The sequence below is a fragment of the Pseudofrankia inefficax genome (assembly GCF_000166135.1).
Classification (GTDB): domain Bacteria; phylum Actinomycetota; class Actinomycetes; order Frankiales; family Frankiaceae; genus Pseudofrankia; species Pseudofrankia inefficax.
This window is the reverse complement of record NC_014666.1, coordinates 704,716-727,509: the sequence shown is the minus strand read 5'-3', so window position 1 is coordinate 727,509 and position 22,794 is coordinate 704,716. Positions and strand designations below refer to the sequence as shown.

At 70.5% G+C, this 22,794-nt stretch carries 20 protein-coding genes; 3 read left to right on the top strand and 17 right to left on the bottom strand.

Going from position 1 to position 22,794, the window contains the following annotated elements; all coding sequences use genetic code 11:
* Nucleotides 1–62: 62 nt before the first annotated feature.
* On the bottom strand, nucleotides 63–1,439 hold the full coding sequence (locus tag FRAEUI1C_RS02890) for an acyltransferase family protein (protein WP_049806806.1): 1,377 nt from the start codon (nucleotides 1,437–1,439) through the stop codon (nucleotides 63–65).
* Between the two features lie 699 nt (nucleotides 1,440–2,138).
* On the opposite strand from FRAEUI1C_RS02890, the gene FRAEUI1C_RS02885 reads away from it, so the two are divergent.
* A complete protein-coding gene (locus FRAEUI1C_RS02885) occupies nucleotides 2,139–3,569 on the top strand; it encodes an FAD-binding oxidoreductase (RefSeq protein WP_013421779.1) in 1,431 nt (476 codons plus the stop codon).
* 114 nt (nucleotides 3,570–3,683) lie between these two features.
* Here the strand turns inward: FRAEUI1C_RS02885 and FRAEUI1C_RS02880 are convergent, their stop codons facing one another.
* The 9 genes from FRAEUI1C_RS02880 to FRAEUI1C_RS02840 all read right to left on the bottom strand — a co-directional run bounded on the left by FRAEUI1C_RS02880 (nucleotide 3,684) and on the right by FRAEUI1C_RS02840 (nucleotide 13,657).
* Nucleotides 3,684–5,306 carry a phospholipase C gene (locus FRAEUI1C_RS02880; protein WP_013421778.1) on the bottom strand — a complete coding sequence of 541 codons (1,623 nt, stop codon included), beginning with the start codon at nucleotides 5,304–5,306 and terminating at the stop codon, nucleotides 3,684–3,686.
* Between the two features lie 292 nt (nucleotides 5,307–5,598).
* Entirely contained in the window at nucleotides 5,599–6,921 is a 1,323-nt protein-coding gene (gene efeB, locus FRAEUI1C_RS02875; protein ID WP_013421777.1) for an iron uptake transporter deferrochelatase/peroxidase subunit, read from the bottom strand.
* Nucleotides 6,918–8,090 (bottom strand): EfeM/EfeO family lipoprotein, encoded by a 1,173-nt coding sequence (locus FRAEUI1C_RS02870; RefSeq protein WP_063747968.1) that lies wholly within the window; start codon nucleotides 8,088–8,090, stop codon nucleotides 6,918–6,920. The genes efeB and FRAEUI1C_RS02870 overlap by 4 nt, the downstream gene beginning before the upstream one ends.
* 127 nt (nucleotides 8,091–8,217) lie before the next feature.
* Nucleotides 8,218–9,315 carry a magnesium transporter CorA family protein gene (locus FRAEUI1C_RS02865; RefSeq protein ID WP_013421775.1) on the bottom strand — a complete coding sequence of 366 codons (1,098 nt, stop codon included), beginning with the start codon at nucleotides 9,313–9,315 and terminating at the stop codon, nucleotides 8,218–8,220.
* Between the two features lie 161 nt (nucleotides 9,316–9,476).
* The gene (locus FRAEUI1C_RS02860) at nucleotides 9,477–10,091 is read right to left on the bottom strand and encodes a hypothetical protein (RefSeq protein ID WP_013421774.1); all 615 of its coding nucleotides are present in this window, start codon (nucleotides 10,089–10,091) and stop codon (nucleotides 9,477–9,479) included.
* A gap of 60 nt (nucleotides 10,092–10,151) precedes the next feature.
* The gene (locus tag FRAEUI1C_RS02855) at nucleotides 10,152–10,712 is read right to left on the bottom strand and encodes an isochorismatase family protein (RefSeq protein ID WP_013421773.1); all 561 of its coding nucleotides are present in this window, start codon (nucleotides 10,710–10,712) and stop codon (nucleotides 10,152–10,154) included.
* Between the two features lie 164 nt (nucleotides 10,713–10,876).
* Nucleotides 10,877–11,338, bottom strand: coding sequence for a hypothetical protein (locus tag FRAEUI1C_RS02850; protein ID WP_157734791.1), 462 nt, complete (start codon nucleotides 11,336–11,338; stop codon nucleotides 10,877–10,879).
* Nucleotides 11,339–11,548: 210 nt separating this feature from the next.
* Complete coding sequence (locus FRAEUI1C_RS02845) at nucleotides 11,549–12,367, bottom strand: mycofactocin-coupled SDR family oxidoreductase (protein WP_013421771.1); 819 nt, start codon at nucleotides 12,365–12,367, stop codon at nucleotides 11,549–11,551.
* 96 nt (nucleotides 12,368–12,463) lie between these two features.
* Nucleotides 12,464–13,657, bottom strand: coding sequence for a cytochrome P450 (locus FRAEUI1C_RS02840; RefSeq protein WP_013421770.1), 1,194 nt, complete (start codon nucleotides 13,655–13,657; stop codon nucleotides 12,464–12,466).
* Nucleotides 13,658–13,793: 136 nt separating this feature from the next.
* Here FRAEUI1C_RS02840 and FRAEUI1C_RS02835 point away from each other — a divergent pair, with 136 nt between their 5' ends.
* Both FRAEUI1C_RS02835 and FRAEUI1C_RS02830 read left to right on the top strand, forming a co-directional pair.
* The gene (locus FRAEUI1C_RS02835; RefSeq protein WP_013421769.1) at nucleotides 13,794–14,390 is read left to right on the top strand and encodes a TetR/AcrR family transcriptional regulator; all 597 of its coding nucleotides are present in this window, start codon (nucleotides 13,794–13,796) and stop codon (nucleotides 14,388–14,390) included.
* Nucleotides 14,391–14,493: 103 nt separating this feature from the next.
* Nucleotides 14,494–15,681 (top strand): cytochrome P450, encoded by a 1,188-nt coding sequence (locus FRAEUI1C_RS02830; protein ID WP_013421768.1) that lies wholly within the window; start codon nucleotides 14,494–14,496, stop codon nucleotides 15,679–15,681.
* A 67-nt stretch (nucleotides 15,682–15,748) separates the two neighbouring features.
* On the opposite strand, the gene FRAEUI1C_RS02825 is transcribed toward FRAEUI1C_RS02830, so the two are convergent.
* The 7 genes from FRAEUI1C_RS02825 to FRAEUI1C_RS02795 form a co-directional block, all read right to left on the bottom strand.
* Nucleotides 15,749–16,672: a sulfotransferase family protein gene (locus FRAEUI1C_RS02825; RefSeq protein ID WP_049806804.1), complete on the bottom strand. Its 924-nt coding sequence runs from the start codon at nucleotides 16,670–16,672 to the stop codon at nucleotides 15,749–15,751.
* 74 nt (nucleotides 16,673–16,746) lie between these two features.
* Complete coding sequence (locus FRAEUI1C_RS02820; protein ID WP_013421767.1) at nucleotides 16,747–17,943, bottom strand: IS110 family RNA-guided transposase; 1,197 nt, start codon at nucleotides 17,941–17,943, stop codon at nucleotides 16,747–16,749.
* Nucleotides 17,944–18,133: 190 nt separating this feature from the next.
* Nucleotides 18,134–18,388, bottom strand: a complete 255-nt coding sequence (locus FRAEUI1C_RS02815) for a hypothetical protein (RefSeq protein ID WP_041258754.1) — start codon at nucleotides 18,386–18,388, stop codon at nucleotides 18,134–18,136.
* Nucleotides 18,389–18,564: 176 nt separating this feature from the next.
* Nucleotides 18,565–20,964 (bottom strand): ATP-binding cassette domain-containing protein, encoded by a 2,400-nt coding sequence (locus FRAEUI1C_RS02810; RefSeq protein ID WP_013421766.1) that lies wholly within the window; start codon nucleotides 20,962–20,964, stop codon nucleotides 18,565–18,567.
* Nucleotides 20,965–21,014: 50 nt separating this feature from the next.
* A complete protein-coding gene (locus FRAEUI1C_RS02805) occupies nucleotides 21,015–21,422 on the bottom strand; it encodes a VOC family protein (RefSeq protein ID WP_013421765.1) in 408 nt (135 codons plus the stop codon).
* 10 nt (nucleotides 21,423–21,432) lie between these two features.
* Nucleotides 21,433–21,873, bottom strand: a complete 441-nt coding sequence (locus FRAEUI1C_RS02800; protein ID WP_013421764.1) for a helix-turn-helix transcriptional regulator — start codon at nucleotides 21,871–21,873, stop codon at nucleotides 21,433–21,435.
* Nucleotides 21,874–21,957: 84 nt separating this feature from the next.
* Nucleotides 21,958–22,638, bottom strand: coding sequence for a cutinase family protein (locus FRAEUI1C_RS02795; RefSeq protein ID WP_013421763.1), 681 nt, complete (start codon nucleotides 22,636–22,638; stop codon nucleotides 21,958–21,960).
* Nucleotides 22,639–22,794: the final 156 nt, after the last annotated feature.

The window sequence follows — 22,794 nt, the reverse complement described above, 5'->3', positions numbered from 1 at the left end:
CACCCCGAAAGAGCCTCCCCCGACCCGGCCATGGCGCGATGTTGGCCGTGCGACAACCGCGGTCAGCGCTGGCGGCCGCGGCGGAGTCGCACCGTGTCGTCGACCGACGGCTGCGGGGGGAGCCGCATGGTCTCCTCCACTCCGCTTGCCGGGAGCAGCAGCATCGTTTCATCGACGCGCCCTGGCGGGGGCGGGGGCGCCGGCGGCACCGGCCGGTCCGATCCCGACCGACGCCGAGACCGGGACCTGCCCGACTCGGCCTGGGCCGGCGCCGGCGCCTGGGCCGGCCGGCTGGCGCCACGCCGGCTCGGCTCGGCTCGGCCGGACCCGGTCATGGCCGACCGGATCTCCTCGGGCATCGGGATGACCATCGTGGACGCGCGCATGCCGGGCGGACGCCGCAGCCGCCGGTGGGCGCCGGCGGCCGCACCCTTGTCCTTCAGGAAACCAGGGGTGAAGTTCTTCAGCTTCAAGACACGTTTCTCCAGGCCGAACCAGCTGAGGGCCGCGAGCGCGAGGCCGCCAGACAGGCTGAGGACGGTGTAGACCGTGAGACTTCCCTTGGCCAGCCCGAACACAGCGAGGAGCTGCTGCACCGGCATCGTGAAGATATACAGACCGTAGGAGAAGTCGTTGCGCAGCAGCTTGGGCATCGGCACCCGGGTCGCCACCCACAGGCACGCGTACGCCAGCGGCGGACCGGCCCAGATGTAGGCGTGGTCGAGGGCCACGTAGGCGACGGCCACCTCCACCAGCGCGAGGGCGCCGAGTGCGTCCGAGAACGGGATCTTGTCCTGGAAGAGGCACATAAGTGTGCCGGACAGGAACAGCAGCGCGAACCGGGTCACCGTCTGCTGGTGCGCGAAGGCACCTCCCGCGACCGACGGCGCGACGTCGTGGAACGCGTATGCCGCCCACATCACGCCGAAGATGCCGAGCACGACTCCACGCCGGGCGAGCAGCCCGACCGCTCCCAGCGCGGCGATACCGAGGTAGCAGGCGACCTCCCAGCGCAGCGTCCAGATCGAGCCGTCCCAGACGGCCGGGAACGGGACGTGCGCCGGCGTGCCCGCGACATCCCAGAACCCGATGTCGAGCAGGCAGTTGCGCAGCACGTACTGGACCGGGCCGTGCGCGTCGGTGAAGAGGCCGCCGAGCGAGTTGTGGTCGTGGTACCAGGCGATGGGCGCGGCGAGGAACGCGGTGCCGAGCAGTGCCGCCCAGAACGCGGGAAAGATCCGGAGTATCCGGTTCCACAGGTACCGGCCGGTCGGAAGACCGAGCCGGCTGCCGGTGATGAGGAAACCGCTGATCACGAAAAACGCGTCGACCGCGAACTTCGCGATCTCGCCGTGCCCGATGCTGATGCCGTCGCCGTGGCCGGCGATCGTCCGGCTGTGCGAGATGACCACGGTCGCGGCCAGTAACAGCCGAATCATGTTCAGGCTGTTACCAGACCGATTGAAGGCCGTGCTGAGCGGGCGAGCGGCCAGTCCGAGTCCCACCGCGTGTCTCCCAGGAGGTAGCGGCCCAGCGCCCCCACGACGAGACCGCCGACCATGACACTCGATCACATTCGGACCAAAGGCCCCAATTATGTACGTCGATCGCGGCAAGTCTACTTCCCGACAATCCACCCAATACGACCGGGTGTGTGGATCACCACAAGTCGGGTGCCAGACCGCCCTTTGATCGCTACGCTCCGCCAACGCCGCGCCTGTACAGCAGCCGACAGACCGCCGCCGCATGGACTGGCGACGCGACTCGCGCAACTCCGGCGGCGCGGGGCGGCCCCGAAACGAGTGACCCGGAACACGCCGCCGCGACGTCTTCTCGCCACCACCACCGCGACATTCGTAGTAGCCCCACCATCCCCTTCATGGAAATACGGTGGGAGCCCTTCCTGAAAACTCCCCGCACGATTCGGGTGACACCCATCCACGCCTCGGATCGTTTGTCTGGCCGCCACCGAATATCACGGTCGAGCCGCACGTCAGGGGCGCTTTCTGTCAGCTTTCCGCCAGCCGTAGGCGTCTTCGGTGTCCGGTCCACGTCATTTCTGGAAAAGAACAGAACGTCCGCGTACCAATGAGGCACGAGGTTCACAGCAGAACCCGCGGACCCCAAGGATGTGCACGATGTCGAGCACCGTCTCCGATTCCGACGCCGAGCTGTTCGCCGGCCTCACCCTGACCGGCGAGCCCGAGGTGGCCGCGTTGCGGGCCGCGGTCCGCGGCGTCGTCCTCGAGCCCGGGGACCCCGGCTGGGACGCGGCGCGCGGCGCCTTCAACCTCGTCATCGACCAGCGGCCCCGGCTGATCGCCATCCCGGCCGACGCGGCCGACGTCGCGGCCGTGCTGCGCTTCGCCGACCTGTCCGGGCTGCGCGTCGCCCCGCAGCGGACCGGCCACAACGCCGCACCACTCGGCTCGCTCGACCGGACGATCCTGCTGCGCACCGACGCTCTGCGAGAGGTCCGCATCGACGCAAGCCGCCGCCGCGCCCTGGTCGGGGCCGGCGCGAAGTGGGCGGACGTCGTCCCGCGGGCCTCCGAGCTGGGCCTGGCCGCGCTGCACGGCTCGACCCCTGACGTCAGCGTCGTCGGCTACACCCTCGGCGGCGGCCTCGGCTGGTACGCCCGCGCGCTGGGCCTCGCGTGCAACAGCGTCACCGGAATCCAGGTCGTGACGCCGGGCGCGGAGCCGCGCTGGGTCGACCCGGACGTCGAGCCGGAGCTCTTCTGGGCGCTGCGCGGCGGTGGCGGCAACTTCGGCGTCGTCACCGCGATCGAGTTCGTGCTCTACCCGGTCGCCGAGGTCTACGCCGGAGTGCTGTTCTTCCCGTGGGAGCGGTCGTCCGAGGTGCTGCACGCCTGGGAGCGCTGGACCAGGACCGTGCCGGACGAGATGACCTCCGTCGGCCGCATCCTGCAGTTCCCGCCGTTCGAGGAGATCCCGGAGCCGTTGCGCGGCAAGTCCTTCGTGCTGGTCGAGGGCGTCTTCCTCGGCGACGAGGAGGCCGGCGCGCGGCTGATCGAGCCGCTGCGCGCGCTGGGCCCGGTCCTGGACACGTTCGCCATGGTCGCGCCCGCGGGCATCGCCGAACTGCACATGGACCCGCCGACCCCCTCGCCCTACCAGGGCGAGAGCCAGGTGCTGGCCGACCTCACCCCCGAGGCCGTCGACCGGTTCGTCGCCGCCACCGGGCCGGGCTCCGGCTCCCCGCTGGTCAGCGCCGAGATCCGCCACCTGGGCGGCGAGCTGGACCGGGTCCGGCCCGGGAGCGGGGCGCTGTCCCGGATGCCCGGTTCCTACATCTTCTTCGGCGTCGGCATGACCCCGGTGCCCGAGAGCGTCCCGCCGGTGCACCGGGCGCTCGCGGCCGCGAAGGAGTCGCTGGCGGAGCTGGCCAGCGGCCAGTACCTCAACTTCGTCGAGACGGCCGTCGACGCGGCCGAGCTGTTCCCCGCGGACGCCTACGCCCGGCTGCGGGCCGTCCGGGCGGGCGTCGACCCGCGCGGGGTGGTCAAGGCCAACCACGAGATCCGGGTCGCCGAGGCCGGCAACTGAACCGGCCCGATCAACCGACGAAGCGTCCCCCGAGCGAGGCTCGGGGGACGCTTGTCAGGCACTTTCACCGGCCCGGACCACCAGAGTCAGCTGGCCCGGCCGTCCGGGTGGATCTCAGAGGTGGACGGACTTGACCGATCCGTTGGCGTTGAGCAGCAGCTGACGCGACGGTCGCGCGCCGAAGTTGAAGAAGCTGCCCAGGCCGGACGTCCGGGTGTCGAACGACGCGTCTCCGAGCCGGCCGAGCGACCAGTTGTTCTCGATGAAGGTCAGGGCCGAGGTCTGGTCGGTGTAGCCGTGGTCGACGTAGTTCGCCTTCGAGTACGGCGAGATCACCAGCAGCGGGAGCCGCTGGCTGGGACCGCACCGGTCGAGGTAGCCGCCCGCGGCCTTGGCCTTCGCGGTCGCGCAGACCGCGGAGTCGCTGGCCGCGTCGGTCGAGCCGTTCAGGATCGTCGGCGCGACGTGGTCGTACCAGCCGTCCGAGTCGTCGTACGCGATGACGACGGCGGTCGAGCTCCAGTCCTTGGACTGCTGGATCTTGTTGATCGTGGAGGTCAGGAAGGTCTGCTCGTCGGCCGGGTCCGAGTAGCCGGCGTGCCCGTCCTGGTACTCCGCCGCCTTCAGGAAGCTGACCGCCGGCAGGTTGTTCGCCGACAGCGCCGCGTCGAAGTCGGTGAGGTCGTAGTTGTGGTTCGCCTGGTCGGTGTGGCCGATCTCGGCGACGGACGTCGGCGGCAGGTGGTGCGGGTTCGAGGTCGAGGCGTAGTACTCGAACGGCGAGTGGTGCGGGCTGTAGTCCACCGAGCTGTTGCCACCGATGTTGGTGTGGGTGGCGCCGCAGACCGCGTAGGTGCCGGAACCCGCGTAGGCGGTGGTCGGCTTGAAGCCGCCCTGGAACCAGCCCCACGTCACGCCCTTGGCGTTCAGCAGGTCACCGACGTTCTTGCCCGACATCGAGGCGAGCGCGTTCGTCGCCGTGTGGTTCTTGTCGGCGCAGTCGTCATACAACGGGTCAGGGTCGTTGATGACGGTGCCGACGCCGCTCGCGTTCGGCGAGAGGACCGTGTAGGCGTCCGGGGTTGCCGTCTGCGCGCCCGTCTTCGGGTCGTGCGAGGTCACGCCGTGGGTCTGGCCCGAGATGAGGTTCAGCGCGCCCGGGGTGGACGGGCCGAACGTGGTGTCCCACGAGTTGTCACTCATCGCGAAGTACTGGGCGTAGTTCCACAGCCCGGTGACGGTGTTCCCGTCGTAGTAGTCCATCGCGAGGCCCGGCGTGCCGTACAGGTTCCCGCTGCAGGTGTCGACGCTGACGCTCTGCGGGAACAGGTCCATCTTCCCGCCGTCGACAGCCTTCTGCTCGGCGCCGTAGCCGTGGTTCTGGTCGCAGGTCAGCGCCTGCGCCGAGGTCAGCCGGGCCGGGGAGTAGGTGTTCGGGTTCTTGAACAGCGCCCCGCTGAACAGCAGGTTGTTGTCGTACGGGCTGAACGGCCGCGGGGTGAACTTCGTGCCGTCGGTGTTCGTCGCGAACGGGTACGTCCCGAAATAGTGGTCGTAGGAGACGTTCTCGTCGAAGATCACAACCACGTGCTTGATCGGCGTGGTGGTGGATGCCGACCGGTCCACTGGCTGGGTCGCCGAGGACGGCTGCATCTGGAAGATCGCGATGCCTGCCGCCGTTGCGACCGCGGCGGCGGCAGCGATGCCGCCACGCCGCAGGCGCGTACTGAGGGTCACGCATTTCTCCTCTCGTCAGGGCCCCTCGGATCACCTCCATCGGACGGCGACAAGGCCGGCCGCCGAAGTGCCCAGCGAGGCAGCGTCGTCCTCTCAGACGGCCTGACGGCGCCAGCCAACCAACGAGAAAGCGAACGCTTTCCGTCCAGTAACCGTGAACGGCACCAATACCGTGACCATTAGGTCAGGTTTACATTAGTTACAACGGATCCGCTTTTAATCTACAAAGGAGTAGAGGCTCCGGGGTTGGTCGGACCAGTGTGTCCGTTACCGCTTTCCGGCCGCCGCCGATTCAGGCGAGCAGTGCCCGGCCGAACCAGTCGGCGCCGTCCCGCACGCCGGGCAGCGCGAAGAAGTACCCGCCCCCGAACGGCACGATGTAGTCCGTCAGCGGCTCGTCGGCCAGCCGCCCCTGCACCGCCGCGAACTGCCGCTCCAGATCCTGCTGGAAGGCGGTGAAGACCAGGCCCATGTCCAGGTTGCCGTTGCTGTCCAGACCGCGGTCGTAGTTGTAGCCGCGCCGCAGCGGGACGCTCGCCGCGGTCTCGGGGGTGCGCGGGTTCGCCAGCCGGATATGAGCGTCCAGCGGGATCTTCCCGCCGGTCGCGTCGTCGGAGTAGCTGGGCGTGTCCGCCTCGACGGTGCCCGACAGCGGCGCGCCCGAGTCGCGGCGGCGGCCGATCATGCGCTCCTGCTCGGAGATCGTCACCCGGTCCCAGAACTCGACCAGCATCCGGATCAGCCGGACGACCAGGTAGCTGCCACCCGTGGCCCAGGCCGGCTCGTCCCGGGCCGCCCACAGCAGCCGGTCGGCGACGGCCGGCGTGGCCACCGCGGGGTTCGCCGTGCCGTCCTTGAAGCCCATCAGGTTGCGCGGCGCGCCGTCCGGGCGCGGCGGCGACAGGAAGCCGTCGACCCGCCAGCGGGCCTGCATGCCGCCCCTGGTGTGCCGGGTGAGGTCACGTATCGCGTGCAGCGGGGAGTCAGGGGCGTCGGCGCAGATCTGCACGACCAGATCACCGTCGCACTGGGCGCGGTCCAGGCTGTCGTTCGGGAACGTCGGCATCGTCGTCAGCCGGCGCGGGCGGGCCGGGCCGAGCCCGAACCGTCCGTCGAACAGGGACGCCCCGACGCCGACCGTGACGGTCAGGCCGGTGCCGGTGAGGGTCGGGCCCAGCACGCCGGAGTCGGCCGGCGGCGCGGAGATCCCGTCGTTCGGCGGGACTCCGCCGGTGGCGAGCAACCGGGTCCGGTCGGTCAACGCGCGCAGCAGGTCGGTGAGCTCGCCCCTGGAGCGGGCCGTCACGTCGAAGGCGGCGGTGACCGAGTAGGCCTGCGCGGGCAGGAGAATGCCGGCCTGGTGGGTTCCGTGGAACGCCACGAACCGGGCCGGCCGGACCGTCGCGCCGGTCGGGACGGCGGCGGCGGGCGCCTGCGCCACCGCGGTGCCGGCCGCCGCCGTGGCGCCGCCACCCGCGGTCGCGGCGGCGGCGGCCAGCGCCGAGCCGCGCAGCAGGGAACGCCGGTCCAGCCGGCGGCCCCGCTCCGGGGACCCCCACCCGCGGGCGCCGCCGCCGTCCACGCCCGCCGTACCGTCGCCGGTCAGGTCACTCACTGTGTCCGCCTTGGCTCGCAGATCGACGCGATCGGGGCGAGCTGCTCGCTCAGCTCGCTGAAGTCGCTGTCGACCCGTTCTCGGTCGGGGACGCTCAGGTCCGCCAACGCCGGGTAGGTGCCGTCCGGATGCTGGAACGCGGCGAGGTCCCGGTCGGTGGTGGCGATCAGCGGGTCCAGTGCGGGAAGGGCCGGGTAACGGCTCGTCAGCAGGGGCCGGAGTAGTCCCAGGACCGTTCGCGTGCCGTCCAGGTTCGCCCGCGCGGTCGCGAGCTCGGAGCCGCTGCCGAGGTCGTCGTGCCCGGTCAGCGTGAACTGAAGGGTGTTCTCCGTGATCTCGTGGGCCCGGATCGCGATGTCGAGCGGGTCGATCTGGGCCTGCGGGAACGCGGACTGGAGGTCGGTCTCGGCCGTGACGAGGGCGTCCGCGGCCGGACCGAGGCTCGCGGCGCTCTCGCCATGCCACAGCCCGTACTCGAGGCGGTGGAACCCGGTGAAGCCCGAGTCCTGGAGCCCGTCGGGCAGCCCGTCGGGACGGCCGTTGATCGCCGAGTCCGCGGTGTCGAAGGCGCCGTAGGCAGCGCCCAGCCGCTCATAGGCGAGGTGGGCCGGGAGCCAGTCCCGTCGGGCGGCGGCCAGGTCACCGCGCCCGATGTCGGCGCTCAGCGTCCGAGTCAGGCCGATCAGCCCCGGTAGCGCGTTGTTGACGTACGTCTCGTAGGCCCTGGCGACCGGGACCAGATCGTTCCGGGTGACCGGAAGCACCGGCGCGACGGGGGTCCGCAGCGTGCCACCGATCGTCACGGTCGGCCCGGTGATCGCGGTGTCGTCCTCCATCACGCAGCGGAACGCATAGCTGCCATGACCGAGCATGATCCGCAGGTGCGCGCTGGCGCCGGAGCCCAGCGGCTCCACCTCGGCGTAGACGGCGCCGCTGGCCGGGTCGATGAGCTGGGCGTCGCCGTTGCGCAGGTCGGTGTTGACGAGCAGGAAGTCCTGCTGGCCGGCGGCCGGCTTCGTCCAGCCCGTCCCGCAGCCGCTCAGCCCGATCGAGATCCGCGGCGACCTCACCGGCTGCTCCGCGGACGCGCCCGAGCCGCCCCGGCCGAGGGTCAGTCCCAGCGTCACGCCCACGGCGGCGATGACCACCACACCGCCTACGACAAGCATCCACCTTCGTCGCACCGGCGAAATCTAGGCGGCCGGGCGGGCCCGATGGCCGGTTCGAGCCGAGACGTCATCCGAAGTTCCCGTGACGTTCGCCCGGGGCCTGGAGCATCGAAAATCCGTGGTGAGGCTACAACCAGTCGCGGCGTTTGAAGGCGACGTAGAGAAAGCCAGCGCAGCCGAGAAGGACGCCGACGCTGACGGCGAAGCCCCATTCCTTGCCGAAGCCCGGATAGGGAACGTTCTGGCCGTAGAAACCGGTGATCGCGGTGGGCACGGCAATAACCGCGGCCCAGGCGCTCAGCCGTTTCATGATGAGGTTCATCCGGTTGCCCTGGATGGTCAGGTTCGTCTCCAGGATCGTGGTGACCAGGTCCCGCAGGCTCTCGGTCCACTCCGTGGCGCGCAGCACGTGGTCGTAGACGTCCTGGTAGTAGGGCGCGATCTCGGGGCTGACCAGATGCAGGTCCCGACGCATGATCGTGTTGACGACCTCGCGCATCGGGAGGACCACCCGGCGCAGCAGCACCAGGCTCTTGCGCAGTTCGTAGCTGCGCCGCTGGACGGCGCCGTCGTGCGGCGCGTCGTCGAACAGCAGGTCCTCCAGCGTCTCGATCTCCGTGTCGAGGCTCTGCACGGCGGCGAAATGCTGGTCGACGATGAAGTCGAGCAGCCCGTGCACCAGGTAGCTGACGCCGTACTGGCCGAGTTCCTGGCCGACCTCGCCCCAGTGCGCGAGCAGGCCGTCGACGTCGAAGCCCTCGTCCTGGCGCACGGTCACCAGCGCCTTTTGCGTGATGAACGCGGCGACCTCGTGCGTGGCCACCTCGCCGCTGTCCCGGTCGAAGCTCACCGAGTAGGCGTTCAGGAACAGATGGCTGTCGTACCGGTCCAGCTTCGGGCGCTCACGCGGGCTGACGGCATCCTCGACCGCCAGCGACGAGAGGTTCAGCTCCTCGCTGATGACGTGCAGCTCGTCCGGTCGCGGCGCGCACAGGTCGAGCCAGACGACGGTGTCGGGCTCCTCCAGATAGTCGCTGACCCGGGCGACCGGGAAGCCCTCGGCCTCCAGCTTGCCGGCCCGGTAGACCCTGGTCCGAGGTGGCTCGCGGCCGACCCGGTTCGTCGGATCGGCATCCGGGTCCACCCGGCACGCGAGATTCGAGGACCCGTTCCAACCCACCGTTCCGCCCGGCCGGCCCGGATTCCCCGCCGTCGCGTCACCCATCGGATCCACCCTCCTGACGCCTGGCCAAGCCGACCACGGCCTCTATCCGAGCATGGCGAAGAATCTGACCGCCTCCAGGGTGATTCTCCGGACAAGACCCCACGCAACCGTCACCCGAGGATGCCAGGTGCCCAAGGTCCGGACGACGCCGTCCGGGCCGCCTACATCGTCAACGGGACGCGAGCGCCGCCGGACGGACGCGGGGTGTTGACGACGACGTCGATGCCGGACGGGTCGTCGTCACCGACCAGGCGGGCGGCGTCGATCCGGCCGCCCGCCGGCACGTCGAACCAGAGGTCGATCTCGACCGCATCCCGGGCACCGAGGGTGATCGAGTCCGGCTGCCGCTTCGCCCGCATGACGTCGAAACTCGGTGCGTACGCCTTTCCGGCGGAGTCCACCAGGCGCTGCCTCCCGGTGACGAGGTCATGGAAGGTCGAGTCGATGTTCTCGACGACGACGCCGAGCCGGCAGTACTGGCCCTTGGCCTCCAGCTCCGCGTGCGTGCCGAAGGCCCACCGCATCCCGCAGGTCAGCCCGGTCGGGCGGAACGTCAGGTTGCCGTAGCGGACGGCCGCGGCGTGCTGGACCTTCTCCTGCGGCCGGACCGCCCGGTCCGCGGACCGCCCCGCCGGGGCGGACAGCCGGCCGCCGAGAAATCCGAACCCACCGCCGACGGCCAGCAGCCCGACGGCCGCGCCCACCACCAGCAGCCGCTTGACGCGCCGTGGCTCGCGGGCCCGCCGCCGGGTGGCGCCCGTCGCGTCATCGCTCACCGCGTCGTCCTCCCTGGCACCGTCCGGCCCCCAGCCCCCAGCCGCTCGGGCACGCTCGGCTCAGTGCGCGGCGCCGAAGCCGACGTCCTTGGTCGCGACGGTGCCGGCGGTCCGGCCGGGGGCGGTCTGGTAGGTCCAGTACAGGTTGGTGTGCCCGATGACCTGCTCCGGCGGTGGCGCACCCCAGGCGCTCCTGTCGCCGGTGGTGTGCGCGTCGCTGACGAGGACCGCGTCGTAGCCCCGGGTGAAGGCACCGTGCAACGTCGACCGGATACAGGCATCGGTCTCGGCGCCGGCCACGACCAGCCGCCCTACCCCGAGCCCCGCCAGCACGTCTTCCAGCGTGGTGGCCTCGAAGGCGTCGCCGTAGCTCTTCTCGACGAGCGGTTCACCACCGTCGGGAACCAGCTCCGCGACGATCTGCCAGCCCGCCGACCCGCGCACCAGGCTCTCGTCGGAGTGCCGGACCCAGACCACCGGCACGCCGGCCCGCCGGGCCTCGTCGACGAGCTCACGGATGTTCGCCACGACGGCGTCCCGGTCATAGGCCGCGGCGACGACCTCGGTCTGCACGTCCACCACGAGAAGCGCCGTGTTGGGCCGGTCCGCCAGTGTGGTCATCGTTCTTCCCCTGTTCGCCCGGGGTCGCCCTGAGGTCCGTTCTGTCCGTCAGGGTAGACCGGACCACCGACCGTTCAGGCGTCGTCCGACCGGTCCGGAGGCCGCCGGGCGGATCCGTGCGCCAGGTGGATCAGTGCGACAGATGGATCAGTGCGGCAGGACGATCAGTGCGGCAGGACGATGCCGCCGGTCGGCTTCGCGGTCGTCGGCTTGGCGGCGGGAGTGGTGGTCTCGACGGGGAGCTTGATCGAGCTGGTGGTGACCGCCGCGGTCGGGCCGTGGTTGGCCGCCGTGCCCGACGGACTCACCTTCGCCGACGCGGTCGCGGCGGCGCCGGCGGCGCCATTCGAGCCGGCCGACGGGGCGGACCCCGGGCCCGGGGTCGCGACGGGCCGCGGCGCGCCCTGGTCGGCTGCGTCCGTCGGCTGACCAGCGCCGGAGTCGGACGACGCGGCGTCCGCACCGCCGGCCGCCTGCCCCGACGGCGCCAGCGTGTCCTGAAATCCGGGAAAGCCCTCGTTCGGGTCGACCCGCCCGCAGCCGGCCACGAGCGCCAACGCCAGCACCAGGAGCGGCAGCAGCCGCCGCCGGCCAACCCGCGCCCCTCTTGCCCGACAACGACCCATGGTGTAACGCAATGTACTAGCGGCGCCTCGGACCCGGTCCGACCGGTTTCGGGCCCCTGACAGCTCAGTGCGCTCGCGTCATCTTGATCGCGGATTTGGCCCTGGGGCGGTCGTGATGCGGGCGTTTCCATAACCGCCCCAGGGCCAAGACGACGATCAGGCCCGGCGCGGTGTCCGTGGCCAGGATCGCTCGCCGCGCGGGCGTGCCGGCTATCGCTTGTTGATGAGGCCGGCGTCGACGGGGACGACGGTGCCGGTGATGTAGCGAGCCTCGTCGGAGGCCAGCCACAGGACCGCGTTCGAGACGTCGAGGGGCTCGACCAGGTCGACGGGCATGGCGTTGGTCAGCGCGTTGGCGAGCGCCGGGTTGCGCTCCATGATCGCCTTGAGGTCGCCGTCGCCGGCCATCGGGGTGCGTACCGCGGTCGGCGCGACGCTGTTGACCCGGATCATGTGCGGGGCCAGGAAGTTCGCCCACGAACGCATCAGCCCGATGACGCCGTGCTTCGCCGCGGTGTAGGCGAGGAATCCCGACGTGGGAATGCCGACACCGACGAGGCCGCCGGTGGAGCTGGTAAGGATGATCGAGCCGCCCTTACCGCGCTGGAGCATGGACGGAATCGCGACCCGGCCGGTGTTCCACACGCCGGTCATGTTGACGGCGACGACCTCGTCCCATTCCGTCTCCGGGGCGATCGCCTTGCCGCCGGCGCCGATGCCGGCGTTCGCCACGACGATGTCGACCGGCCCGAGCGCGGCCACGCCCTCGTCGAATGCCGCCTGGAGCCCGGCAACGTCACGGACGTCCGCCTTCAACGCCACGATGCGCCGGCCGAGCGCCTCGACCTCCTTGACGGTCTGGTCCAGCTCAGCCTGGGTGCCCATCGGGTACTGGACCGACTCCATCTGCGCACAGATGTCGATGCCGATGATGTCGGCGCCCTCCTCGGCCAGCCGCACCGCGTGGCTACGGCCCTGCCCGCGGGCCGCTCCGGTGATGAAGGCGACCTTGCCGTCGAGCTTTCCCATCGGGTTCTCCGTCCAGTGTCGACCGACCGCCCGGCGTCGGTCGGCTCGGTCTCGGGTCTTGGTGGCGGTTGCAGTGCCTGCGAAAAGTCGCGGCGGTCAGCCGACGCTGATGGGAAGGTGCTCCCAGCCGCGCATGGTGGAGGTCGAGGACAGCGCCGAGTTGTCCCAGTCGACGTCCCAGGTGGGAAAACGCGCGAGGATCTCCTCGAGCGCAATACGGCCTTCGAGTCGAGCCAGCGCCGCGCCGAGGCAGTAATGAGTGCCGATTCCGAAGGTGATGTGCTGGTCGATCTTGCGACGAACATCGAAACACTCGCCGCCGTCCCAACGCCGCTCGTCACGGTTGGCGGAAGCCAGCAGCAACATCATCGCGCTGCCGGCCGGGACCGTCTGGCCGTAGAGCTCCACGTCCTTCGTGACGTAGCGGGCGATCGCGTGGCCGGTGGGCTCGAAGCGCAGCGTCTCCTCGATGGTGTTCGGGATCAGCCCGGGGTTCTCGACCAGGTCCGCGCGCTGGTCGGGGTGCCGGTCGAGCAGGGCGACCAGCCAGCCGATCAGGCGGGCGGTCGTCTCGTTGCCGGCACCGGCCAGCACGGTCACGTAGGTCAGGATCTCCTCACGGGTGAGCGTGCGCGTCGTCCCCGTCTCGTCCTCGAACTCGGCGTTCAGCAGTTCGGTCATGAGGTCGTCGGACGGATGGGCGGCCCGCCAGTCGATGTAGTCGGCGAACAGGTCGGTGTCCATCAGCGCCTTCGCGGACACCTTCATCTGCTTCCCGGGCTCGGTGCGCAGCTTGGCGTCGGCCCGCTCCCGGACCGCGGCCTGGTCGGCCTCCGGGATGCCGAGCAGCATGCCGATGACCCGCATCGGGACCTCGTTGGCGAACTCGGCCATCAGGTCGAAGCTCGCCGACCCGGCGAGACGATCAAGGCACCGGACGCAGAAGTCCCGGATCTCGGATTCCAGCGACATCACCCGCCGCGGCGTGAAGACCCGGGCGAGCAGGCGGCGATGGAGGTCGTGGATCGGCGGGTCCTCCATGAGCAGCGTCCCCGGCGGGATCTTGATGTTCGCCTTGATGACCTCGAGGATCGGGCCCCGCGCCGAGGAGAAGGTGGCCCAGTCGACCAGTGACCGGTTGACGTCGTCCCAGTGGCTGAGCACGTAGAAGTCGTGGCGGTCGTTGTAGTAGAGCGGCGCCTCGGCCCGCAGCCGCCGGTAGGTCGGGTAGGGATCCTCGGCGATCTCACGGTCGAACGGATCCCAGTACACCGGGCTCGGGTTGCTCACTCGGACACCTCCCGGCGACGCGCCACCTGTCGAGCTGAGTTTGAACAGCTATTCAAAATCAGCCGCCAGATGGTGTCAAGAAAAGCGCGGCCCTCGGGCAGGATGGAAGAGCCGGTGTCGAGCGAGGGAGGGGTGGATGGCCGAGCCCCGCCGTCGCCGCGCGGCGACCGAGGAGAAGGTGACCCGCGTCCTCGACGCCGCCGAGGAGATCATGCTGCGCGAGGGCTACGCGGCGGTGACCTCCCGCAACGTCGCCGAGCGGATCGGCCTCAAGGCGCCCTTGCTGCACTACTACTTCCCGACCATCGACGACCTGTTCGTCGCGCTGCTGCGCCGGCGTTCCGAGCGCACCGTCGAGCGGATGGAGGCGGCGCTGGCCTCGCCCCGGCCCCTGCAGGCGTGGTGGGATCTCGCCTCCGACCCCCGCGGCACGGCGCTGCTCATCGAGTTCCTCGCGGCGGCGAACCACCGGCCGGCACTGCGGGCGGAGGTCGGCGAGGTCGCCCGGGTGGTGCGGCAGATGCAGATGGCCGTGCTGGACAAGATCCAGACCGAGTACGGCCTTGACCCTGACGTGTTCCCGCCGGCGCTTCTCGCCACCACGATGCAGGGCCTGGCGCTCGGGCTCGTGGCGGACGAGGTGGCCGGCCGCGAGACCGCGCACGAGCAGGCCCGCGCCGCGATGAGCCGCCTGGTCGCGAACCTCGAACAGCGCCGGTCCCGCCGAACTTGACCCAGACACCAGCCGTTCGACAAGTTGGAACAGTAAGTCAAACTCGTCGGAGGCAGTGCCGACACCGACGGCTCGACCTGCGCCCTGAGAGAGGCCGGCTTCCGTGACTGAGCTGTACTGGGACCCGTTCGACAAGGACATCGACGCCGACCCGCACCCGGTGTGGTCCCGGCTGCGGGACGAGGCTCCGGTCTACCGCAACGACAAGTTCGATTTCTACGCGCTGTCCCGGTACGCCGACGTCGACGGCGCGCACCTGGACCCGGCGACGTTCAGCTCGGCGCACGGCACCGTCCTGGAGATCATGAGCCCGGAGCCGATGGACGTCGGGCAGATGATCTTCATGGACCCGCCCGTCCACACGACCATGCGGGTGCTGGTGTCCCGAGCGTTCACCCCGCGCCGCGTCGGCGGCATGGAGGGCGCGATCCGCGCGATCGCCGCCGAGCTGCTCGACCCGCTCGTCGGCTCCGGTGGTTTCGACTACGTCCAGGACTTCGCGGCGCTGCTGCCGTCGATGGTGATCTCCGAGCTGATCGGCGTCGACCCGGAGGACCGCGAGGAGATCCGGCTCACGATCGACGAGTCGCTGCACATCGACGACGACAAAGGCATGATCAACGACATCTCGTTCGCGGCGCAGATCAAGATGCACACGTACCTCTCCGAGCAGATCGAGGCCCGGCGCAAGAAGCCACGCGACGACATGATGACCGCCCTCACCGAGGCGGAGATCAAGACGCCCGACGGCGGCACCCGCCGGCTGTCGACCTCGGAGGCGGCCGACTTCACCAACCTGCTGATCAGCGCCGGTACCGAGACGGTCGCGCGGCTGCTCGGCTGGACCGGTGCGCTGCTGGCCGAGCACCCGGCGGCCCGCGCCGAACTGGTCGGCGACCCGTCGCTGATCAGGAACGCGCTGGAGGAGACGCTGCGCTACGAGGCGCCGTCACCGGTCCAGGGGCGGTTCACCAAGAGCGACGTCGAGCTGCACGGGACCACCATCCCGGCCGGCTCGAAGGTCCTGCTGCTCACCGGTTCCGCCGGCCGGGACGAACGCAAGTACGCCGACGCCGACCGGTACGACATCCACCGCGTGGTCGACAGCCACGTCTCGTTCGGCCACGGCATCCACTTCTGCCTCGGCGCCGGGCTCGCCCGGATGGAAAGCCGGGTGGCGGTGGAGGAGACCCTGCTCCGGTTCCCGAACTGGGACGTCGACCAGGCGAACGCCGTGCGGGTGCACACCAGCACCGTCCGCGGCTACGCGAAACTGCCCATCACGTTCTGAGCTCCGCACCCGGCCCCGGCGATCGCCGCCGGGGCCGGGCCGGGCGAGGCCAGCCGCCGGGCCGGCCCTAGCCGAGCTCTGGCGCGACGTCGAAGTACTTGGCGTACCGGGCGGTCCTGGCCCGGACGTCGGCGAGGTCCAGGCCGGTGTCGGCGAAGGTGTAGCTGTGGCCGCTCGCCGCCCGCGGGTTGTCCCGCAGGAAGCCGGCCATCCGGGCCCTGGCCGGGTCGGGCAGCTCGAAGCCGAACCGGTCGTAGATCGTTTGTACGGTCGCGAGCGGGTCGGCCATCAGCTCGGCGAACGGGACGTCGACGACCTGGCCGGCCGGCACCGTGCCGTCGAGCCGGACGTCGACCGTGCGCTCCGACCCCTCCAGCAGCAGCTCCGCGAACTCGGGCCCGACCTCGTCCCGGTCGACGTCGTCCGAGTACAGCCGGCGCAGCGCGGCCACCATGCTGGTGTTCGAGGCCACCAGGGTCGCGACGTCGCGGTGGGTCTGCACGAGCAGGGCGTCCGGGTACTCGCCCATCAGCTGCGGCAGCGTCCACACGTGCGACGGCCACTTGAGCAGCCAGCGCTCGCCCGGGTGCTCGCTCTGCAGCACCTCCAGGAACCGGCGGTGCCAGGTGTAGGCCGCCGCGACGTGGCCGTCCCGGACCGCGTCGTGCAGCCACCAGCGCAGGTAGCTCGGCACCCGGTACTGGTTCGCGAAGATCGTGCTGGTGAACGCGCTGCCCAGTATCCGGCCGCATTCCTGGGCGAGCCGGCCGCCGAGCTGGTGGATCGCGCGGAACCCGGGGATGACGGTGTCCGTCACGCTGATCAATGCCTCGGCCTCGTCGATGCGTGGGTCCGAGTAGTAGGTCTGGGTGCGCGGCGGCGGCAGGGGCACCTCGACCTCCCAGGTCAGTGGCGCCCGGTGGGCCCGGTCCTGGGCCAGCAGGTCGAACAGCAGGGTGGTGCCGGTGCGGGCCTGCCCGACGATGACCACGGGCGGGACGATGTCGCGGTCCCGGATCTCCGGGTTCTCGCGATGATTCTCAATGAAGTTGTCAAATGATCAAGCTAGGCTGCGGCCGCGATCAGGGGCGGTGGGGCTGGTTGGTAGCAACGGTTGTCGCGCAGGAGCGCCCAGATCACGTTGACGCGACGGCGGGCGAGCGCGAGGACGGCCTGGGTGTGGCGTTTGCCCTCGGATCGTTTGCGGTCGTAGAAGGTTCGTGACTGGTCGTTGTAGCGGATGCTGACCAGCGCGGAGGTGTAGAAGACGCGTTGCAGGCCGCGGTGGTAGCGGCGGGGACGGTGCAGGTTGCCGCTGATCCGGCCGGAGTCGCGTGGGGCCGGGGCCAGGCCGGCGTAGCCGGCGAGGTGGTCGGCGGAGGTGAACGCGGCCATGTCGCCGCCGGTCGCGGCTAGGAATTCCGCGCCCAGTAGGACCCCGATGCCGGGCATGCTCAGCAGGGCGGCGGCGTGTCGGTGGCGGTGAAACCGGCCCTCGATGAGCGTGTCGGTCTGCGCGATCTGCTCGTCGAGGGACATCACCCCCTTCGCCATGTCCGCGACGAGCTGCGCGGCCAGTTGTTCGCCGGGCAGGGTGGTGCGTTGGGAGTTCGCTGCCGCCGTGACGGTGGCGGCCAGTGCGGCGGCGCCGCGAACCTTCTGCGACCGCAGCCACTGTTCGAGCCCGGCCGGGCCGAGCTGGCGGATGGCGGCCGGGGTCTGGACGTGGGTGAGCAGGACCAGCGGTCCGCGGTTGGTCAGGTTCAGGACGCGTTCGAGGGCGGGGCTGATGCCCAGCAGGTGCTCGTGCAGCCTGTTGACCAGGCGAACCCGGTCGCCGGCGAGGTCGCGGCGGCGGGCGACCAGCATCCGCAGCTCGACGATCAGTTCGTCGTCGACGCGCATCGGGGCCAGGTCCCGGCGCATGCGGACCTGGTCGGCGATGATCGCGGCGTCTTTCGCGTCGGTCTTGCCTTCGCCCCGGTAGCCGCCGGCCGCCCGGCTGACCTGATTGCCGGACAGGTAGAACACCTGCTGTCCGTGTGCGACCAGCAGCCCCAGCAGTAACGCGGCTCCGCCTGTGCTGAGGTCGACGGCCCAGTGCACCCGCTCGGCCAACGCGGTGACCTGGCCGAGTAGATCCAGCAGCGTCGGCTCGTCGTTGGCTACCCGGCGCGACAGCATTCGGGCGCCGTCGGCGTCGATCACCACCACATGGTGGTGCTCCTTGCCGATGTCCACCCCGGCCCACACACGCTCCACCCGTGTCTCCCTGCTCTGACCAGCACGTTGTCCACAGACGACCTCGCCGGCTCATCCCTACGCAGCGATCAGATCGCAATTCTCAATCAGCGGCCGAGTCGTCGAGGGGGCGCCGGGCGGCCAATCATGTGAAGCCACTCGTACGGCAGATGCTTGAAAGCCATACCCGACACCCCTGGGCCCCCGGACCCTACGACCGGCCCGAGTCGACCCAAGAAAGACGGTAGGGATGCTTGACGATCCGCAGCCGGTTCGCCAGGTAGGAGGACAGCTCGAACCCGGCTGCCATCTGCCCCAGGTCGCTGAACCTCGCCTCGTCCTCGATGCAGCGCAGCAGGAGCGCGAGCCCGTCCCGCCAGCCATCCCCGCCGAAGAGCTCGTCGTCACCGAAGTCGTCCAGACCCGTGCTCTCCCGCGCGGACGCGAGAAGATCATCTGGGATCACGCGGCTACCTCCACCTGTCGTTCCCCTGAGACGGCGCGAGCCACGGCTCCTCGGTGCAATGCTCCGCCACCCCGCGGTCCAGACTTCGACCGGGTGGTCGATGACACCGCGCCGCGCAGGCCGCTGACCAGGGGCTGTCGGTCAGTGGACAGCCCGGCTCACCCCGCCGGCGGCCGTCAGGCGGCGCGGGGTGTGACGTAGTCGGCGAGGTGCTGGCCGGTGAGGGTCGAGCGGGCGGCGACGAGGTCGGCCGGGGTTCCCTCGAAGACGATCCGGCCGCCGTCGTGCCCGGCACCGGGGCCGAGGTCGATGAGCCAGTCGGCGTGCGCCATCACCGCCTGGTGATGCTCCACGACGATCACCGACTTGCCGGAGTCGACGATCCGGTCGAGCAGGCCGAGCAGCTGCTCGACGTCGGCGAGGTGCAGGCCGGCGGTCGGCTCGTCCAGGACGTAGACGCCGCCCTTCTCCGCCAGATGGGTGGCGAGCTTCAGCCGCTGCCGCTCGCCGCCGGAGAGCGTGGTCAGCGGCTGGCCCAGGGTCAGATAGCCGAGCCCTACGTCGGCGAGGCGGTCGACGATGGCGTGCGCGGCCGGCGTGCGCGCCTCGCCGGCGCCGAAGAACTCCGCGGCCTCCGTCACCGACATCGCGAGCACCTCGCTGATGTCCCGGCCGCCGAAGCGGTACTCCAGCACCGAGGCGTCGAACCGCTTCCCCTCGCAGTCCTCGCAGGTGGTGGCGACGCCCGCCATCATCCCGAGGTCGGTGTAGATGACGCCGGCGCCGTTGCAGGTCGGGCAGGCGCCCTCGGAGTTGGCGCTGAACAGGGCGGGCTTCACGCCGTTGGCCTTCGCGAACGCCTTGCGGATCGGCTCCAGCAGCCCGGTGTAGGTCGCCGGGTTGCTGCGCCGCGAGCCGCGGATCGCGCCCTGGTCGACCGACACGACGCCCGCGCCGGCCGGAATCGAGCCGTGCACGAGCGAGCTCTTCCCGGAGCCGGCGACCCCGGTGACGACGACCAGTACCCCGAGCGGGATGTCGACGTCGACGTCGCGCAGGTTGTGGGTCGTCGCGCCGCGGATCTCCAGCTTGCCGGTCGGTTGGCGCACCGAGGCCTTGATCGAGGCCCGGTCGTCAAGATGACGGCCGGTGACGGTGTCGCCCGCCCGCAGTCCCTCGACGGTGCCCTCGAAGCAGACCGTGCCACCGCCGCTGCCTGCGCCGGGGCCGAGGTCCACGACGTGGTCGGCGATCGCGATCATCTCCGGCTTGTGCTCCACGATGAGCACCGTGTTGCCCTTGTCGCGCAGCCGCAGCAGCAGTTCGTTCATCCGCTGGATGTCGTGCGGGTGCAGCCCGGTGGTGGGCTCGTCGAAGACGTAGGTGACGTCGGTGAGCGAGGAGCCGAGCTGGCGGATCATCTTGACCCGCTGGGCCTCGCCGCCGGACAGCGTGCCCGACGGCCGGTCGAGCGAGAGGTAGCCCAGCCCGATCTCCACGAACGACTCGAGCGTGCGCAGCAGCGACGCCAGCAGCGGCGCGACGGAGGGCTCGGTCAGTCCGCGGACCCACCCGGCCAGGTCGCTGATCTGCAGCGCGCAGACGTCGGCGATGTTGAGGTCCTCGATGCGCGAGGACCGAGCCGACTCGGCCAGCCGGGTGCCCGCGCACTCGGGACAGACCATGAAGGTGACCGCCCGGTCCACGAAGGTCCGGATGTGCGGCTGGAGCGCGTCGGGATCCTTGGACAGCATCGACTTCTGGACCCGCAGGACCAGGCCCTCGTAGGTCATGTTGATGCCGGCGATCTTCATCCTGACCGGCTCCTTGTACAGGAAGTCGTTCAGTTCCTTCTTGGTGTAGTCGCGGATCGGCTTGTCGGGGTCGACGAACCCCGACTCGGTGTACAGCCGGCCGTTCCAGCCGCCCGCGTGGTAGCCGGGAATGGTGAGGGCTCCGTCGGCGAGCGACTTGGAGTCGTCGTAGAGCTCCGCCAGGTCGATGTCGGAGACCGTCCCCCGGCCCTCGCAGCGCGGGCACATGCCGCCGAGCCGGGTGAAGGTCTTCTTCACGGCCTGGCTGTGCCCGCCGCGCTCGACGGTGATCGCGCCGCTCGCCCGGACCGAGGGGACGTTGAAGGAGAACGCGTTGGGCGAGCCGATGTGCGGCTGACCGAGTCGGCTGAACAGGATGCGCAGCATGGCGTTGGCATCGGTGGCGGTGCCGACCGTCGAGCGGGAGTCGGCACCCATCCGCTGCTGGTCGACGATGATCGCCGTCGTCAGCCCTTCGAGCACGTCGACCTCGGGCCGAGCCAGCGTCGGCATGAAGCCCTGCACGAACGCGCTGTACGTCTCGTTGATCAGCCGCTGCGACTCCGCGGCGATCGTCCCGAAGACCAGGGAGCTCTTGCCCGAGCCGGAGACGCCGGTGAAGACCGTCAGCCGGCGCTTCGGGATCTCGACGGTGACGTCCTTGAGGTTGTTCACGCGCGCGCCGTGCACGCGGATCAGGTCCTGGCTGTCGGCGACGTGGGGCGCCGGCGACTGTGTACCTGTCCTCGTGGCCATGCTCATCGCGTCCTCATCTGTTGGCCGGGGCTCCGGATGCTCAGGCGGCTCTGTGCTCAGGCGGCGGGCAGCTGGTCGATGCGTACCAGGTTGCCGGACGGGTCACGCACGGCGCAGTCCTTCGTGCCCCAGAACTGCTCGGTCGGCTCCTGGACGACTTCGGCGCCCGTCGCGCGCACCTTCTCGAAGGTGCCGTCGAGGTCGTCGGTGTGGAAGTGGACGCCGCCCATCGCGCCCTTGGCGACGAGGGCCGCGATGACGTCGACGTCGGACGGGCTGCCCTGCACGAAGTTCGTCAGGACGATCTCGACGCCGGGCTGGGACGCGGCGCCGACGGTGATCCAGCGGAAGCCCTCGTTGGCGACGTCCTTGCGCACCTCGAGGCCCAGCGCGTCCCGGTAGAAGGCCAGAGCGAGGTCGGCGTCGTTGATCTGGACGAAGCAGCGGGCAAAGGTGAGTTCCATGGCCGCAACGCTAAGGAACCGCAGGCCCGCGCGCTTCTCCGATCCTGCTCGGTCGGCGGCTCGGGCGGGTCAGGTCCTTGGCGACGCAGCCCGGCACGCCCGCGAGCGCGCCGTGGTCGCGGGCCCGGTAGGCCGTCGGGGTCTCGCCGACGAGCTCGGTGAAGCGCGCGCTGAACGAGCCGAGCGAGGTACAGCCGACCGCCATGCAGACGTCGGTGACCGACAGGTCGCCCCGGCGCAGCAGCGCCTTCGCCCGCTCGATGCGCCGGGTCATCAGGTAGGAGTAGGGCGTCTCCCCGTACGCGGCCCGGAACTGCCGGGAGAAGTGCGCGGTCGACATCAGCGCGGCCCGGGCGAGCGCGGCCACGTCGAGCGGGCTGGCGTACTCGCGGTCCATCAGGTCGCGGGCGCGACGCAGGTGCGCGAGGTTGGCGAGGTCCTCCGGCGTCACCCTGCCAGGGTATGGGCCCGCGCGGGCCTGGCCGGCGGCCCGGCGGAGCGGCGCTGGCTGCCGCCGCGCCGCCGGGCCGGACGGTCAGGAGCTCTTGACCTTGGCGGCGGCGAAGGCCGCGCCCTGCGTGGTCATCCCGTTGGTCGGGTAGCTCAGGTGGGCGACGCCATTGGCGCCGTTCGCGCAGACGGGGTCGCCCGCGGCGCAGAACTCCTGGGCCTTCGAGCCGTAGAGCGAGCTGGCGGTCGGGATGTGCTGCCCGTACAGCGCCAACGGGTTGCCGAAGACGACGACGGCGGCGACCCGCGGGGCCAGGCTGGCCGGGATCGTCGTGCCGCTGCCCAGCAGGGTGGGAATGCCAATCGCGATGTCGGTGACGCTCGCGCCCTGCGAGTACCCGCCGAGGACGAACTCGGTGTTCGGGCATTTCGCGGCCACCGAGACGACGTGGTTCGACATGTCGGTGGCACCGGCTCCGGCCGAGGTCTGGGCGAGGTCGGCCGCGTAGTTCACGGCATACGAGGTCACCGACTTGCCGGCGAGATCGGAGGTCAACGAGCTGACGAACGGGGTGCCGGTGATTCCGAGGCCGGGCAGCTCACCGCTGCCGCGGGCGAAGACCACCTCGACGTCGGCACAGCCTGCGGGGTTGGCCGGGTTCGAGCCCGACCCGCCGCTTGGCCCGGGACAACCGGCGAGGCCGCCGCCGGTCGCCGCCGCGGCCATCGCCACGAACGAGATGAGGGTTCCTGTCTTCAATGCCATCGTCGCGAGCACCTTCCTCGTCGCTGGCCGCCCGGAGGGGGTTCGGGCGCCATCCCGGCTGGGGGCCGGAATTGGCGCAGAACGTAACGAGGATTTGAACTGCGCCTAATGGCACCTAGGTGACGGGGTTGGGCCACTTATGTCCGTTAAGTCGGA